Raw genomic sequence first — 15357 nt, 5'->3', positions numbered from 1 at the left:
TCAGCCCTTCGTAGAACCGGCGGCGACGCCGTCGGCGATCTGCCGCTGGAGGAACAGGTACACCACCAGGACGGGAACCGCGGCGATCAGAACCCCGGAAGCGAAGGTGGGGATGTCGTCGGAGTACTGCCCGCGTAGCGAGGTGACGCCGACCATCAGGGTCCGGTGATCGGCCGAGGGCATCATCACCAGCGACATCAGGACGTCGTTCCAGCAGAACAGGGCGTTGAGGATGCCGACCGACAGCAGCGCCGGAGTACCCAGTGGCAGCATGATCCGGCGGTACACGCCGTACACGCTGTTGCCGTCGATCCGGGCCGCGTCGATGATCTCCGGCGGGATGCCCCGGTAGTAACTCGTCATCAGGAAGACGGTGAAGGGCAGGAACTGCGCCACGTAGACGAGGACCAGTCCGGGGTACGTGTCGATGAGGCCGCTGTCCGCCATGATCCGGGCGAGCGGCACCATGATCACCTGGAACGGCACGAACAGTCCCGCGAGGCAGCCCAGGAAGAGCGCCCTCGAACCACGGAACCGCAACTGGCTCAGGGCGAAGCCGGCCATCGAGCCGAACAGCAGCAGGAGGACCACCGACGACGTCACCACGAGCAGCGAGTTGACGAAGTACCGGCCCATGCCGACGCTGGTCCACGCCGTGCTGATGTTCTCCCAGCGCAGAGCGTCGGTCAGGGAGAACCGGTCGAGGATGTACCCACGCCGGGTCTTCATCGCGACGTTGACGGTAAACAGCAGGGGGTAGATCGTCGCCAGCGCGAGCAGCGCCATCGGGACGGCGACCATCCACCGGCCCAGACGGAGGCGGGACATCACGCCTCCCTTCCGGCCCGGCTGAGCAGCTTGATCTGCAGCAGCCCCACGACCAGCATGATCACGAAGAGGATCGTCGAGGCGGCCGAGGCGAGGGCCGGTCGGTTCATCTGTCCCTGCTGGATCCAGATGTAGTACTCCGGCAGGTACGTCGACCCCTCCGGGCCACCGCTGGTCATGACGTAGAGCAGGCCGAACATGGAGGTCAGCATTCCGATCATCGTGGTCACGAAGACGAACTGGATGGTGCGGGACAGGCCCGGAACGATCACGTGCCAGATGACCTGGGGTAACGACGCCCCGTCCATCCGTGCCGCGTCCAGGAGCGCGGCGTCCAGGGTCGCGAAGCCGGCGAGGAACACCACCAGCCCCATGCCGAACGTCGCCCAGACGTGCACGCCGACCACCATGAACATCGCGAGGTCCGGGTCTCCGAGCCAGTCGACGGGCGCGACACCGACCGCCCCGAGCAGGGAGTTGAGCGGACCGTCGAAGGCGAGCAGGAGGTTGAAGATCGCACCGACGATGACCGGGGAGAGCACGGCGGGGAAGAAGTAGACGCCGCGGTAGAGCCGGTGGCCGGGCACCCGGAGGTAGATGAACGTCGCGAGCAGCCCGGGAATCGCCACCGCCACCGGAAGCAGCAGTACCAGCAGTCCCACGTTGCCCAGCGCGGTCCGGAACAGCGGATCCCGGAACAGCTCCAGATAGTTGTCGAACCCGACCGCCACCCCGTTGCGGTCACCGTCGCCGGTGAAGGAGAAGTTGACTCCGAGCAGCAGTGGGTAGAGCCGCAGCAGCACGATGATCAGGACGGCTGGCGCCACCAGGACGTAGGGAGCGTAGCGCTCGGAGCGCAGGCCGCCGCCCCGCCGGGGGCGGGCACCGCCCCGGCGGGTGGTGGCCCCGGCCGCCCCGTCGGTCCGCCCGGTACGGGCCGGGCGGACCGACGGTTGTACGTTTCCGATCGGCACGTGTTCAGCCCGCCTGGTCGGAAGCGGCCAGCTGCTTCACCACCTCGTCGACGGTGATCGAGCCGCTGAGCAGTTGCTGGGAGAGCCGACCCATCAGGTCCAGGGTCTTGGACGAGAGCGCGACGTGCAGGGCGGGCTTGCCGCTCTTGATCTCGGAGACGATCGTGGCGACGGCCGGACCGCCCTGCGACACGTCGATCGTGGTGTCGGCGGCGATCGCGCCGGCGCCGGTGTAGAAGGCCTTCAGGGCCTCGGTCGAGGTCAGCGCCCGCACCAGGTCGGCGGCCACCGTCGGGTCCTTGGTCCACTTGGCGACCCCGTAGCCGATACCGCCGTCGTAGGCCAGGCTCGGCGTGGTTCCGGCGGTGACGACCGGGGCGTCCATGACGCCGAGCTTGTCGGCGGTCAGGAACTCGTTGAAGTCCTGCCAGTGCCCCACGTCCGACATCAGACCGATGACGTGGGCGGCCTTGGCGGACTGGAAGATCGCGAACCCGTCGTTGAACATCGCGGTCGAGTTGGCCCCGTCGTTGTTCAGACCCGCGTCGCCGGCCTCCTTCCAGAGCTGAAAGACCCGCTTGACGTTGGGCGAGCTCCAGTCGCGCTTCCCGGCGATCCAGTTGTCGTACTCCTGGGCGGTGAGGATGCCGGAACCCAGGCCGGAGAGCCAGAACTGGATCCCGGCGCCCTCCTTGTTGCCGAGGGCGAAGCACTTGGCCCCGGCCTTGGCGATGGCGGCGCAGTTGGCGACGAACTCGGTCCAGGTGGCCGCCGGGCGCGCCGGGTCGAGTCCGGCCTTCTCGTAGAGCGCCTTGTTGTAGTAGATGGGGTGGCCCTGCAGCGTCACCGGGCCGGCGTAGGTCTTGCCGTCCTTGGTGAACGCGTCCCAGCCGGCCAGCCGCTGCCTGTCCTCGGCCACGTACTCGTCCAGCGGCACCAGCGCGTCGACCCGGTCCCGGATCTGGCCGCCGCCGTTGAACAGGATGACGTCCGGACCCTTGCCGGACTGGATCGCCGCACCGAGCAGCGTGTAGTACTGGTCGAAGGGCTGCGCGACGAACTCGACCGGCACATTCGGATGTTTCTTGGCGAAGTCCGCCTTCGCCTTCTCGATGTAGGGTGCGGCGGAAGCCTCGCCGGACTTCCAGTCCCACACCACCAGCTTGTCCGCGGACCCGCCCGGTGACGGGTCCGACCCTGTCGCACTCCCACAACCGGTCAGCGCCAGTCCCACAACGAGGACGGCGGACCACATTGCTCGCTGTTTCATCGTTGTCACCCTTTGAACGTGGGGGTAGCCGGTGGTCCGGCCGTCAGGCGTGATGAATACACGGAAACGTAACTCGTATGATGTCTCGCGTCAACGGTCCGCCGTACACTGACCAACAACACCGGGTCGCCAGCGCGGTGAGCCATCCGGAGGGGACATGACGCCATCGCAGGAGACCACCGTGAACGCCCCGGCACCGCCGGCGTGGACACGACGACCGGCCAACCTCGCCCGGGCGGTCACCGCCGAACTGGTGGAGCGCATCGTCCGCGGGACACATCCGTCCGGGACGGCGCTGCCACCCGAGCCGGTACTCTGCGAGACCTTCTCGGTGAGCCGGACCGTCGTCCGGGAAGCGGTGAAGATCCTTCAGGAGAAGGGGCTGGTGCAGGTCCGACAGGGTGCCGGCACCATGGTCACCTCCCCCTCGGCGTGGGACATGCTCGACGAACTCGTGCTCGCGGCCACCATCGCCGAGGACGACAGCCTCGCCATCCTGGACGACCTCGTCGCGACCCGACGGGTCCTGGAGTCCGACATGGCGAACGTCGCCGCCCGGCAGGCCGACCAGGAGACCATCGAACGGTTACACGCGCAGGTGAAGCGGATGGACGAGCTCGTCGACGACCATGTCGCGTACCACGAGCAGGATCGCGGCTTCCACGACATCATCATGCAGGCGTCCGGGAACCGGATCGCCCGCGGTGTGGTACGCGCGCTGGAGAGCCAGGTCGTCAACACCGCCCGGTACATGGGCCGGACCGAACGCGCGTTGTGCGTGGCCTCCAACCGCGGACACCGACGCATCTACGAACGCATCGCCGCCCACGACCCGGAGGGCGCCGCCGAGGCGATGTTCACCCACATCACCGAGGCCTGGCTCGTCCGCCGCAGCGGAACGGGCAGTCCCGACCGTCTCCAGCGGTGACACACCGACGGGCGGACCCGGTACGCGGCGCCTGCCGGCGCCCCTCTCACCGGGAATCCGCCCGTCGGTCTGCCGAACGGCTCAGGAGAACTGCGCGAAGAACCGCCAGATCTCACCCTTGGTCCACGTGGTGATGCCGCTTTCGGCGTACGTGCCGTCCACCGGGCCCGGCATGTGCCCGTTGTCGAACGCGGCCCACTGCACAGGATAGCCGGACCGGCACCCCGAGTAGGCGGTGGTGATGTGCGTCCGGCTGCCGGCACCAGGCTCCGGTGGGTTCTGTGCGGCGCAGCCGTTGTTCCGGACGAAGGTGTCCCGCAGCGACCGCCCCTGCGAGATGCTGAGGACGTTGTCGGAGATGCCGTGCAGCCCGAAGTACGCGATCGGCTGGCTACCGCCGCTGCACCCGCTGATCTGGGCTCCGGCGATCACCGCGACGGCCCGGAACACGCCGGCCCGGGCGCAGGCGAGGGCGTAGCTCATGCCGCCACCCCAGCTGAAGCCGAGAGCGAAGCGCTGTCTCGGGTTGACGCAGAGCGCGCTCTCGATCCGCTGAACCATGTCGTCGACGAACGTCACGTCCTCGCCGCCGGCATTGCCCCAACCGTTGCCGAGCCCTTGCGGCGCGACCAGGATCGCGCTGTTGTTGGACTGTTCCTGCTGGCCGTAGTAGGACCAGGCCGTCCCGCTGGTGCCGCCCGAGGAGATCTCCTGCATGGTGCCGCCCCGCCAGTGGAACGCGAAGATCAGCCGGTACGGGTTGGTGTTGTTGTAGTTGGTCGGCACCCGCAGGATGAACTGGCGGCTCTTGCCGTTGCTCTGGATCGTGTGCGTGCCGCTCGACAGCGTCGGGGCCTTGCCGCACCCGCTGCCACCGGTGGGCGGCGGGTCGCCGCCGCCGTCGACGCGGGCGAGTTGCCACTGCTGGTTCGCCCCGTTCCAGTCGGCGTACTGCACGACGTTGCCGCCGTCCGCCGTGGACGCGCCCTGCACCTCGACGACCTTGCCGCTGTGCCGGCTGATCAACCGGACGTGGCCCCCGTCGGAGTCGGCCAGCCGGAACTGCTGGTTCGTTCCGTTGAGATCAGACCACTGCACGACGGCGCCGCCGTCGGCCGTCGACCAGTTGTGCACGTCGAGGACCTTGCCCGAGTGCCGGGACTTCAGCCGGTAGAAGCCACCGCCCGAGTCGACGAACTGCCACTGCTGGTTGGCACCGTTGTGCCGGGTCCACTGGCTGATCCGCGCACCGTCGTTCGTGGCCGAGCCGTACACGTCCAGGGCCTTGCCACTGTTCCGGTTCACCAGGACGTACCAGGCATTGGTGTCCACTGTGGCCGCGGACGCGGGCGCGGCGTGTACCGCGACGAGCGTGCCGGCCGCGACGACCGCTGCCGCGGCGGCGGCCAGCCCTGATCGCCAGCGACGTCTCTGCGGAGAGGCGGGACGAACCTCACCGATGGTCTTCATGGTCCACTCCTTCGGTCGGGAGGGCACACGCGAGCAGGACGGACGCATGCGCCCGAGGGTGCCGCCGTCCGGTGGTGGCGTCGGCACGGTGGATGGTCCGGGACAGCGACGCGGCACCGCCCGACATCCGGCTGGGTCAACGGCCGGCGATCACAGCGGGTCCGCGCGAATTGCTGCGCTGCGTCGTCAGGGCTCCCGGCAGCCGGCTGACGCCGTGCCTGAAAGTTAGCGCTAACATCGTCATACGTCAAACGACTCACGTCTATGGCTCGCGGTACTCACGCACCGGGCACGAAGGGCAGCCACCGCGGCGATTCGGCCTGCGGCGACCTAGCCGTCGACGCGGGTCGCCGGGTCCGGGGGGTGTGGTGGGCGGCGGCGTTGACGGGCGACTCGTTGAACTACCGCGATCCGGCCCGGTCACTGGCTGGGCCGGTCAGTTGCCGACCACCTCGATGGTCTGCGCCACCGGCAGCCGGGGGGTGTGCGGCGGGCCGGCGGTCTCCGGGGCGGCGGTGCCCAGGCGTACCACCAGGTACGGATAACCCAGGTTGCTGATCACGGACCGCAGCACCTGCCGGAGACTGGGCAGCTCGATGACGGAACTGAACGGCAGCACCGTGACACCGAGTTCGGTCGCGGTCAGCCAGCCGGCCGACAGCGCCCGGCCGGCCCGGAGCCAGTCCGCCGGCTCGTCGCCCGGGCCGTACAGGATCGCGTAGCGGGCGGCGCGGTCGTGCCCCGGGCCGACGGTGAGGGTCCCGGCCCGTACGAAGTCCCGGCCCGGAACGGTGGTCTGCGGCGCCTGGGCCGGGACCACCTCGTCCGGAAGGCCGGCGCCCGCCGGTCGGTCCCCGCCACGCCAGTACGCCAACTCGGTGCGCTGCTCCTCGTCCTCGGCCTCCACCTGGTCGGCGTGCGAGGCGGCGGCGGCCAGTTCGAGGACCTGGTCGTCGGTCAGGACATGCCACTGGACGTCCTCGGCCGTCACCGCCTGACCGACGGCGGCGACCGCCTCCGGACTGGCCGGGGTGTCGCTGACCGGCCGACGGTCGGTGTGCCGCAACCGCACGGCCTCGAACCGCCGCACCGCCTCCGGTTCCACCTCGGTGCGTCCGGCGAGCCCGACCCGGGCCAGGTGGTCCGGATCGGCCGGGTCGGGCAGCGGTGTCACCGTCACCGACCAGCCCCGCGCGGCCACCGCGACCACGGCATGGTGCAGGGCGGCGCCGCAGCTGACGGTCAGCAGCCGCCCCTCCGGGTCGGCGGCCCGGAGTTGCCGCTCCCGCACCGCGTACAGGTCCAGCGCGTCCCCGCTGACCCGCCAGCGCCAGGGCTGGGTGTTGTGCACCGACGGCGCGTACCCGGCCGCCTCCGCGGCCTCGGTGAGGATGGTCGTGGCGGAACGTTCGGCATCGCTCATTGATCTCTCCTTTCTGCCCTCATCCTCCCCCGCCACGGACGCCGGTGTGCGGAGGACCGTCCACTTCCCGGTGACCAGGTACGACCCCCGGCCGACGACGACGCCCGCTCGGGGCACCGGGACCCGGGCGCCGACCCGGTCAGGGTCGAGCGGGTTCGGCGTCGATGACCTCCGCGACGTCGCGGCGGGGGGTGGGCCAGCCGGGCTGGCCGTACCCGATGCGCATCACTATCTGCGGCGCGCCGGCGCGCCCGAGGGCCAGGCGGAGCTGTTCCCGGGCGGCGGGTACCTCGATGGGCTGCGAGAGCAGTGAGACGGCGAGGCCCGCGTCGGTGGCGGCGAGCAGGACCCGTTGCATGGCCTGGCCGGCGTTGACCTGGTCGGTGGCGGTGTCGCCCGGCGTGCCGAGGACGGCGACGAGGGGTTCGGGTTCGAAGTCGCGGCCGGGAGCCCGGGTACGCACCCCGAAGGGTCGCTGGGGCAGCAGGTCGTACGGTTCGGCGGGCGGTCCGCCGGCGGTGACCGGCACCCCGTCGGGCGCCTCGTGGTGCCGGATCCAGTCGACCAGCTCCGCCCGGTAGGCGGGGTTGCGGTCGAGGACCCGGTTGGCGGCGTTGGCGATGGCGGCGACGGCGGTGACCGCCGCGGACCCGATCACCAGTTCCAGCCAGGTGTCCTCGGCGCGGGCCGCCTCGCGCAACTGCCAGCGCGCCTCGGCGGGGACCGGGTTGGGCCAGAACGGCGCCCGGTTGCTGTGTCGGCGCGCGATCGCCTCGTGCAGGGCACGTTCGGCGGGGGTGGCGGGACGGGGTCGGGTCGGGGTCAGCCGGGCCACCACGTCCGGCTCCGCCGGACAGGGTTGCAGGCACGTCTCGGCGGGGGTGCCGGCGACGGCCAGGGCGAGCCGGAGGTTGAACACGGCGGCCCCACAGCTGATCCGGGCCGCCCATCCGCTGGGATCGTTGACGGGCAACCGCCGCCGCGGGTCGACGAGCACCTCGATGCCACCGTCCCGCAGCCGGAAACGCCACGGCTGGGTGTTGTGCACCGACGGCGCCCGAACCGCCGCGGGCACGGCGTCGCGCAGGTCGGCGTGGGTGTATCCGGGGTCGCTCATGACGGTTCTCCTCATCGATTCCCCGTCGGGTGGGACGGCGGTCAGGCAGCGTGCGTGATCGACCGGCCCCGGGGCCGTTGCCCGGCGGTGTCCGGTGCCCGACCGGGGGTGGGGACCGTACGGGGCGGCGTCGGATGCCCGGCCGACCCGGGGAACGTCCGGGGCGCCGTCCGCGACGGCACCCCGGTGTCGCTGGTCGGATGTGGTCACTTCAGCCAGGGCAGGCGCTTGACGAGCGGGAGCCTCGCCCAGTGGGCGCCGAGCCCGAGCGTCCGGCCGGCTCCGGTCAGGGCCAGTCCGACGAGGACCCCCGCGAGGACGAGGTGCTCGTCCATGAACGGGTTGGTCTGCGGGGGAAGCGCGACCGACCACATCATCACGTACAGGAGCGCGCCGGCGGCGGCGGCGATCCGCATACCGATCCCGAGGGTCAGCGCGAGGCCGATGCCGAGCAGGCCGAGCATGAAGGCCCAGTTCGCGAACGCCGTGCCGGCCAGGTCGTGGTAGAGGCCCGCGAAGGGGCCCTCGGCGCCGCTGAGGAAACCCCTGGTCGGGTTGCCACCGTCGGTCCACCCCTTGCCGTCCGGGGTGGCGAAGCCGAGCCCGATGACCTTGTCGACGAAGGCCCACAGGAACGTCCATCCCAGGGCCAGCCGAACGCCGGCCCAGACGTACCGGGTCGCCGTCCGCGCGGCTGTCCCGGTCGTTTCGTCGGTGACCGCCGGAGCGGTCGTCTGTACGGTGTTCCGCTCTGCCATCGCGGTCATGGCTGCCACGTCCTTTCCGATCAGCTCGGGGTTCCGTCCGGACCCACCTCTATTCCACGCCGGGCACGGGTTCGGTGGCAGAGGCCTCGGTCCGCTCTCCGACGGGTCGGCGGTCCGGGCCCGACGGGACCTTCGGCCCTTGGGATACGAGCCGACCGCTCGCGGCCGGCGGCGATCCCTGAGCCCGTCCGCGCTGGTGTGGGTGCCCAGTCGCACCTCGACGACGCCGTCCGCGCCTCGGAACCGGACGTCGGCGGTCAGCTCGTGCGCCACCTGGAGCATCCGGCGGTTGCCGGGCAGGACCTCGCCGACCAGTTCGTCCACGCCGTCCGCGCCGGCGATGGCGGCCAGTTGCCGCAACAGCCGGGTGCCGATGCCGTGACGGCGCCGCCGTCCGTCGACAAAAACGGCGAACTCGGCCCGCCGGTCGGTCGGGCCGCTCCGCTCGTACGACGCGACACCGACAATCACGCCCGCCTGCTCGGCGACAACCGCGTTGTGTCGCGGTGACCGGCTCCGGCAGAGGCGGTCGATCTCGGTGGCGAGCGTCGCCCGTCCCGGGGCGACAAAAAACCGCATCCGCAGGTCGTCGACAGCGGCCCGGTCGTAGAGCGCGGCCAGTCCCGGTCGGTCGCCCGGGCGGACGGGTCGGATCCGGACGCTGCCCCCCTCGGCGGTCGCTCCTCCGGCGAGCCCTTCGACAGCCGTACGGGGCGCCGGTGCCCGGATGGTGGTGGTGGCCATCGCCGACCTCCCCGAAGTTCGTCTCGTCCCGTCCAGTCAACGGCGGCCGCCGCCGGCCGGGCAGGGCCTTCCGGCCTGCCACGCACCGGCCACAGGTCCCCCTCCGCCCGTGCCGTTGCGCCCTGCCCGGGCGCCGTGTCGGGGTTCTACGGTCGAGTGGCGGACGACGAGGGAGGTCGTGATGAGGACGTGGCAGGTGTGCGACGTGATGAGTACGGACGTCGCCACGGTCCGGGAGAACACTCCGTACCGGGAGATCGTCGACGTGCTCACCAGTCGGAGGATCGCCGCCGTACCCGTGGTGGACGAGTTCGGGTACGTGCTCGGCGTGGTCTCCGAGGGTGACCTGCTGCACAAGGTGGAGCTCATCGGGCAGTCCCACGATCGGCCCGTCTTCGAGGGCCGGCGACGCCGGACGGCGCGGATCAAGGCCGACGCGGCCACCGCCACCCCGCTGATGACCACACCGGCGGTGACCGTCTATCCGCACACCCCGGTGGTGGTCGCGGCGAAGACGATGAACCGCCGACAGGTCAAGCGCCTGCCGGTGATCGACGACCTGGGGCGGCTCGTCGGGATCGTCACCCGTGGCGACCTGCTCAAGGTGCACCTGCGCCCGGACGGCGACATCCGCCACGACGTGGTGTGGGAGGTGCTGCGCCGGGTCCTGGCGATCGAGGAGGGCGTCGTCCAGGTGACCGTGCGCGACGGCGTGGTCCGGTTGACGGGGCAGATGGACCGCAGGAGTTCGGTGGAGATCGCCGGCCGCCTCGCCGCCCAGGTCAGCGGCGTCGTCGAGGTGACAGACGAACTCGGCTTCGATTTCGACGACACCCGGATGGTCGATCTCGGATCCGGGCGGGCCACCTTCACCGGCGTCGCCTGACAACGCGTCGCCGGGGACGGCACGCCACCGGTGCGGACGGCTCGTCCTGTCGCAGGTCGAGCGGTTCGGCCCGCGGTGTGGGCGCGTGGACTCCGGGGGCGGGACAGCGCGGTACGGAAGCGGACAACCTATCGGGAAGAGGAGGAAACACTGGTGACTGCCGTAGCGAACCAGGAGTCCCGGCACGTCGACCTGGACGAGGTGGTACGGACGCTCCGGGATCCCACCACCGCCGAGGTCGCGCAGTTGGACGCCTGGTGGCGGGCGAACAACTACCTGACGGTCGGCCAGATCTACCTGCGGGGCAATCCGCTGCTGCGTGAGCCGCTGGCCCCCGAACACATCAAACCCCGGCTGCTCGGCCACTGGGGCACCAGCCCCGGTCTGTCCCTGATCTACGCGCACGTCTCCCGGCTGATCCGGCAGACCGGTCAGCGGGCGATCTACCTGGCCGGCCCGGGGCACGGCGGACCGGCCCTGGTCGCCGCCGGCTACCTGGAGGGAACGTACAGCGAGATCTATCCGGCGGTCTCCCAGGACGAGGCCGGCATGCTCCGGCTGTTCCGCCAGTTCTCCAGCCCGGGAGGCATTCCCAGCCACGTCTCGGTGACCACCCCCGGCTCCATCCACGAGGGCGGCGAGCTCGGTTACGTGCTGGTGCACGCCTTCGGCGCGGTGCTGGACAACCCGGACCTGCTCGCGGTGGCCGTCGTCGGCGACGGCGAGGCCGAGACCGGCCCGCTCGAGGGGTCCTGGAAGGGGGTGTCGTTCCTCAACCCGGCACACGACGGCGCCGTCCTGCCCATCCTGCACCTCAACGGGGCGAAGATCGCCGGTCCGACGGTGTTGGCCCGGAAGGACCCGGCCGAGGTGCGGGCGTTGCTGACCGGGCACGGTTACGACGTACTGGAGGTGGAGGGGGCCGACCTGCCGGGCATGCACCACCGGTTCGCGGCGGTGCTGGCGCAGGCGTGGGGAAGGATCCGCGCCATCCAGCACGCGGCGCGGACCGGCGGCTGGGACGGTGAGCGGCCCCGCTGGCCGCTGATCGTGCTGCGCTCCCCGAAGGGCTGGACCGGTCCGGACCAGGTCGACGGCGTCCAGGTCACCGGCACCTGGCGGTCGCACCAGGTGCCGCTGTCCGGGGTACGGGACAACCCGGCGCACCTGGCCCTGCTGGAGTCCTGGCTGCGGTCGTACCGGCCGGAGGAGCTGTTCGACTCCACCGGCGCACCCCAGGCGGTGGTCCGGGACCTGGCTCCGGCGGGTGACCTGCGGATGAGTGCCAGCCCGCACGCGAACGGCGGGCTGCTGACCCGGGACCTCGACCTTCCGAACTTCCGGGACTACGCGGTCGACGTGGCGCGGCCGGCACAGCTGCGGGCCGAGTCGACCCGCCGGCTCGGTGAACTGATGCGGGACGTCTACCGGCGCAACCCCGACCGGTTCCGGCTGTTCTGCCCGGACGAGACGAACAGCAACCGGCTCGGTGCGGTCTTCGAGGCCTCCGACCGTGCCTTCATGGAGCGGGTCACCGAGACCGACGTCTCCGTCGGCCGGGACGGCCGGGTCATGGAGGTGCTCTCCGAACACAACTGTCACGGCTGGTTGGAGGGCTACACCCTGAGCGGACGGCACGGCGTGTTCGCCACGTACGAGGCGTTCGCGATGGTCAGCGCCTCGCAGACGGTGCAGCACGGAAAGTGGCTGCAGGAGGCCCACCGGCTGCCCTGGCGGGCCCGGGTGCCCAGCCTGAACGTGTTGCTGACCTCGACAGCCTGGCGCAACGACCACAACGGCTTCTCCCACCAGGGCCCCGGGCTGATCCAGGTGGTGCTGACCCAGCGCGGCGACGTCGCCCGGGTCTACCTGCCGCCGGACGCGAACTGCCTGCTGTCGGTGGCCGACCACTGCCTCCGGTCCCGGTCGTACATCAACCTGATCGTCATCGACAAGCAGCCGCAGCTGCAGTGGTTGACCATGGAGCAGGCGATCACGCACTGCGCCCGTGGCGCCGGCATCTGGGCGTGGGCGGGCACCGACGACGGCACCCGCGACCCCGACATCGTGCTGGCCTGTGCCGGCGACGTGGTCACCATGGAGACGGTCGCCGCCGCCCAGATCCTCCGGGAACGGCTGCCGGCCCTGCGGGTACGGGTGGTCAACGTCGTCGACCTGATGACCCTGATCCGCCTCAAGGACCACCCGCACGGGATGGATCCGACCCTGTTCACCGCGCTGTTCACCGACACCGTCGACGTGGTGTTCGCCTTCCACGGCTATCCGGGCGCCATCCACCAGCTCGTCCACGGTCGCCCCGACGCCGACCGGTTCCGGGTCCGCGGCTTCGTGGAGGAGGGGACGACCACCACCCCCTTCGACATGACCGTGCGCAACCGGGCATCCCGCTACCACCTGGTGCTGGACGCGATCAACAACGCCCGACGGATGCCCCGGGGCGCGAGCGAGCTGAAGGCCTGGTGCGAGCAGAAGCTCGCCGAGCACGCGGCGTACGTCGTGGAGCATCTCGAGGACATGCCCGAGGTGCGGGACTGGTCGCTCGGCGACTGGGCCGAGCAGGGCTGAACGGTCCGGCGTTGGCGGTGTCCGACTCGACTCCCGGGGCGGGGGCGGATCGTGCCCGTCCCGCCACTTGACAGCACACATGAGAACGCTAACATTCACAGATAACGCTATATTGACCGCACCGGTCGACCCCGGGCGTTCCGCTCATCCATCGCACTACCCGGCAGCTGGCGTGGCCCCCGACTCCGCCACCGGCCAGCCGTTCCGCGTACTTGTCCCCCTCTCCCTGTTACCGCTAACACCGACGGTCCGTCACCGAATCACCCGCGGTTGCCCGGAGCGCACCCGGGCCGGTCGGCCGGCTGCACGGTCCGACCAGGGCCGCCTCGCCGGTCTGCCGCACGCCGTTGATCGCGACCTGGACGGAGGTGCCCGACGAGGGCGACTCCTCCGACCGCTCGGCCGAACCGTCCCCACGAGGAGGTACCCGCTGTGCGCGTCCGCCCACTGACCAGTACGCCGAGGCGCCTGGCCGCCTACCTGCTCGCCGCCGGCGTGGCCGTGGTCGCGACGTCGTCCGTCTGCCCCGCCACACCCGCCCGGGCGGCCAACCCGATCGTCAGCCGGTTCTCCGGCGACCCGTCGATGCTCGTCTCCGGCGGCCGCGTCTACGTCTACGCCACCGACGACGCGACGAACGGAGGCACCTACTGGGACTCCACCGCCTGGCGGGTCTACTCGTCGAGCAATCTCGTCGACTGGACCGACCACGGTGCCCCGTTCACCCTCGGCGGCTTCCGGTGGGCGCGGGCGAACGCGTGGGCGCCGTCGGCGGTGCAACGCAACGGCTACCACTACCTGTACCTGCCGGTGGACCGGACCAGAATCGGCGTGGCCCGCAGCACGTCGCCCACCAGCGGGTTCACCGACCCACGCGGCAACCCCCTGATCGAGCGGGGGCGGGACGCCAACACCGGCGAGGAGCCGATCGACCCCGCCGTGTTCGTCGACGACGACGGGCAGGCGTACCTGTACTTCGGCGGAGCCCGGGCGCCGAAGGTGGTCCGGCTCAACGACGACATGATCTCCACCTCCGGTGCCGTGCAGAACGTGACGATCAACGGCGGCAGCGCGTTCGGCGAAGCCGGGTTCCTACACAAGCGGAACGGGACCTACTACTTCTCGTACTCCACCGGCTGGCCCGGGCAGATCGCGTACGCCACGGCCGGCAACCCGCTCGGACCGTTCACCTACCGAGGGGTCATCCTCGACGCCACGAACATCAACACCAACCACCACTCGATCGCCGAGTACAACAGCCGCTGGTACATCGCGTACCACCGCAACGCGCTGCCCGGCGGCGGCAGCTACCGGCGGGCGCTGTCGATGGAGTATCTGACCCACAACCCGGACGGCACGATCCAGCGGGCCACCCAGACCAGTGTCGGAGTCGGCACGCCCACGATCCCGGTCAACCGGATGCAGTCGTACAACTTCCCCGACCGGTACGTGCGACACGTCAACTTCGACGCCCGAATCGATCCGAACGTGAGCCCGGCCGCGGACGCCCAGTGGCGGATCGTGCCCGGCCTGGCGGACGCGGGCGGCGGTCACGTGTCGTTCGAGTCGGTGAGCCACCCCGGCCACTACCTGCGGCACGCCTACTACGACTTCGCGCTGGTGCGCAACGACGGCACCGCCGCGTTCGCCGCCGACGCGACGTTCCGCCGGGTGGCCGGGCTGGCCGACGGATCCGCCGCCTCGTTCCAGTCCTACAACTTCCCCGACCGGTACATCCGGCACTACGACTACCAGCTCAGGCTGGACCCGGTCGGCACCGCGACCGAACGCGCCGACGCCACCTTCCGGATCACCAGCTAGAAGCCTCCCCCAGCACCGTCACCCCGTCCCCAGGAGGAGAGCCGATGTCGAGGATCCTCACCCGGTTGGCCGCCGTCCTCGCCACCGCCGGTCTGCTGTTCAGCACCTGGTCGGCGGCGACGCCCAAGCAGGCGGCCGCGCTCGACCCGTTCACCGGCTACCTGATGGCCCACTTCACCGGAGAGTCCGCCACCGGACAGCAGATCCATCTCGCGCACAGCGAGGACGGCCTGCGCTGGACGGACCTGAACAACGGTGGGCTGGTGCTGCGTTCCACCGTGGGCACCCGTGGGGTACGGGACCCCGCCCTGGTCCGCTCCCCCGCCGGCGACCGCTACTGGATCATCGCCACCGACCTGTGCATCGGCTGCGGCCAGGACTGGAACGACGCCCAGAACAACGGCAGCCGCAACCTCGACGAGTAGTTCCGAAGTCAGGGGTCGATGTCCAGGCATGAGGAGAGGGCATCCAAGATCATGTTGTGACGCAAGACCTGGACACCCTCTTGACCGCACTGTACGTGAAGATCGACGACAGCATCCG

At 70.6% G+C, this 15357-nt stretch carries 12 protein-coding genes and 1 pseudogene; 5 read left to right on the top strand and 8 right to left on the bottom strand.

All coding sequences use genetic code 11. From position 1 onward, the window contains the following. The 3 genes from ABGB21_RS26555 to ABGB21_RS26545 are packed head-to-tail and all read right to left on the bottom strand — an operon-like array spanning position 1 to position 3072. Positions 1-828, bottom strand: a complete 828-nt coding sequence (locus tag ABGB21_RS26555) for a carbohydrate ABC transporter permease (RefSeq protein ID WP_347655646.1) — start codon at positions 826-828, stop codon at positions 1-3. Then, the gene (locus tag ABGB21_RS26550; RefSeq protein WP_347680056.1) at positions 828-1802 is read right to left on the bottom strand and encodes a sugar ABC transporter permease; all 975 of its coding nucleotides are present in this window, start codon (positions 1800-1802) and stop codon (positions 828-830) included. Before ABGB21_RS26550 ends, ABGB21_RS26555 begins: the two co-directional genes overlap by 1 nt. 4 nt (positions 1803-1806) lie before the next feature. Continuing rightward, on the bottom strand, positions 1807-3072 hold the full coding sequence (locus ABGB21_RS26545; protein WP_347655644.1) for an extracellular solute-binding protein: 1266 nt from the start codon (positions 3070-3072) through the stop codon (positions 1807-1809). 157 nt (positions 3073-3229) lie between these two features. On the opposite strand from ABGB21_RS26545, the gene ABGB21_RS26540 reads away from it, so the two are divergent. Further along, a complete protein-coding gene (locus tag ABGB21_RS26540; protein ID WP_347655643.1) occupies positions 3230-4000 on the top strand; it encodes a FadR/GntR family transcriptional regulator in 771 nt (256 codons plus the stop codon). Between the two features lie 81 nt (positions 4001-4081). Here the strand turns inward: ABGB21_RS26540 and ABGB21_RS26535 are convergent, their stop codons facing one another. The 5 genes and pseudogenes from ABGB21_RS26535 to ABGB21_RS26515 all read right to left on the bottom strand — a co-directional run. After that, on the bottom strand, positions 4082-5470 hold the full coding sequence (locus ABGB21_RS26535; RefSeq protein ID WP_347655642.1) for an RICIN domain-containing protein: 1389 nt from the start codon (positions 5468-5470) through the stop codon (positions 4082-4084). A 436-nt stretch (positions 5471-5906) separates the two neighbouring features. Continuing rightward, complete coding sequence (locus ABGB21_RS26530) at positions 5907-6893, bottom strand: nitroreductase (RefSeq protein ID WP_347655641.1); 987 nt, start codon at positions 6891-6893, stop codon at positions 5907-5909. 139 nt (positions 6894-7032) lie between these two features. After that, the gene (locus ABGB21_RS26525; protein ID WP_347655640.1) at positions 7033-8010 is read right to left on the bottom strand and encodes a nitroreductase family protein; all 978 of its coding nucleotides are present in this window, start codon (positions 8008-8010) and stop codon (positions 7033-7035) included. 206 nt (positions 8011-8216) lie between these two features. Continuing rightward, a complete protein-coding gene (locus ABGB21_RS26520; RefSeq protein ID WP_347655664.1) occupies positions 8217-8786 on the bottom strand; it encodes a hypothetical protein in 570 nt (189 codons plus the stop codon). A 267-nt stretch (positions 8787-9053) separates the two neighbouring features. Then, positions 9054-9521 (bottom strand): annotated as a pseudogene (locus ABGB21_RS26515) (GNAT family N-acetyltransferase); the annotation flags it as partial. A 181-nt stretch (positions 9522-9702) separates the two neighbouring features. Between ABGB21_RS26515 and ABGB21_RS26510 the strand changes: the two are divergent. From ABGB21_RS26510 to ABGB21_RS26495, 4 genes are all read left to right on the top strand, one after another. Then, positions 9703-10407, top strand: a complete 705-nt coding sequence (locus ABGB21_RS26510; protein WP_347655639.1) for a CBS domain-containing protein — start codon at positions 9703-9705, stop codon at positions 10405-10407. A gap of 201 nt (positions 10408-10608) precedes the next feature. Beyond that, the gene (locus tag ABGB21_RS26505; RefSeq protein ID WP_347680114.1) at positions 10609-12993 is read left to right on the top strand and encodes a phosphoketolase family protein; all 2385 of its coding nucleotides are present in this window, start codon (positions 10609-10611) and stop codon (positions 12991-12993) included. Between the two features lie 432 nt (positions 12994-13425). Beyond that, positions 13426-14814 carry an AbfB domain-containing protein gene (locus ABGB21_RS26500; RefSeq protein ID WP_347655638.1) on the top strand — a complete coding sequence of 463 codons (1389 nt, stop codon included), beginning with the start codon at positions 13426-13428 and terminating at the stop codon, positions 14812-14814. Positions 14815-14858: 44 nt separating this feature from the next. Beyond that, a complete protein-coding gene (locus tag ABGB21_RS26495; RefSeq protein ID WP_347680055.1) occupies positions 14859-15239 on the top strand; it encodes a hypothetical protein in 381 nt (126 codons plus the stop codon). Positions 15240-15357 lie beyond the last annotated feature (118 nt).

Origin of the sequence: Plantactinospora sp. B24E8 (genome assembly GCF_039871735.1) — a bacterium.
Lineage (GTDB): Bacteria > Actinomycetota > Actinomycetes > Mycobacteriales > Micromonosporaceae > Plantactinospora.
The sequence above is the reverse complement of the archived record's forward strand: the minus strand, read 5'-3'. Positions and strand labels throughout refer to the sequence as shown.